Consider the following 907-nt stretch of genomic DNA (forward strand, 5'->3'; position numbering starts at 1 on the left):
TCGTCGTAGCGGTATTCGGTGACAGCGCCCAAGGCATCCTGCTCGGCGATCAACCGCCCCGATGAGTCATAGGCCTTGAGCTGTTCACCACCGTCCGCCGAGACTTTACGCACCAGCCGCGCACGCTCGTCGTGGACGTAGGTCTCTTCAGTGCCGTCGACGTAATGCACCGCCACGCTGCCGTCGTCGTTCCAGACGTAACGCGTGTCCATCTGCGAGAACGACGCCCAGTGACGCACGCAGCGCGCCGATTTCCCCGAGCGCTCCCATTCCCAGAAGAAGCTCGCACCGCCAGCCAGTTGCCGCTGCAGAATTACGTGAGCGTCGTCGTAGTCGTAGCGCTCGCTGTCACCGACGGCGTTGCTTGCTTCGATCAGGTGCTGATAGGCGTCGTAGCGGTAACTGACCAGCGCCTGTTCGGTGCCCCAGGCACCGTCGCGAATCACCTGGTAATCAACACCAACCAACTGCGCGCGGTCATAGCGCAACAGCAGCGAACGCCCGGCGCCGTTATCCAGTCGCTGCACCCGGTCAGAGCGATCACGCTGCACCGTCAGACGATTGCCATAGGCATCGCTGATCGCCGTCAGCCGTCCTGCACGAAAGTGATAAAAGCGCGCCGTGTCCCCGGCCAGCGCGAGGATCAGCTCTTCCGGCTCCTCGCCCAGAAAAATCGCCGCCCGCGACAAACTGTTGTGAATCGCCGGCCGCTCAACGCTCGGCAGCGGGAAACGGGTACGGCGGTTCTCGTGATCGACCCAGACAACCTCGTCGCCAGCAAACTCCAGCCGATGCGCCAGCGAATGACTCCAGCCAAACCCCAACCCAACATCGATTTCGGCGGCGCTGGAGCGATACAAACGGGTGAACTCAAACGGCAACACGCCATCGAGCACCGCATCGCTCA

The 907-nt window shown here is 62.5% G+C and carries 1 protein-coding gene; it reads right to left on the reverse strand.

The window, feature by feature from the left end:
- On the reverse strand, positions 1-907 hold a 907-nt coding region (locus tag AC0ZWN_RS28805), incomplete at both ends, for a DUF6531 domain-containing protein (RefSeq protein WP_476337713.1).

Source organism: Pseudomonas sp. 3B-A001-10F (assembly GCF_056313565.1).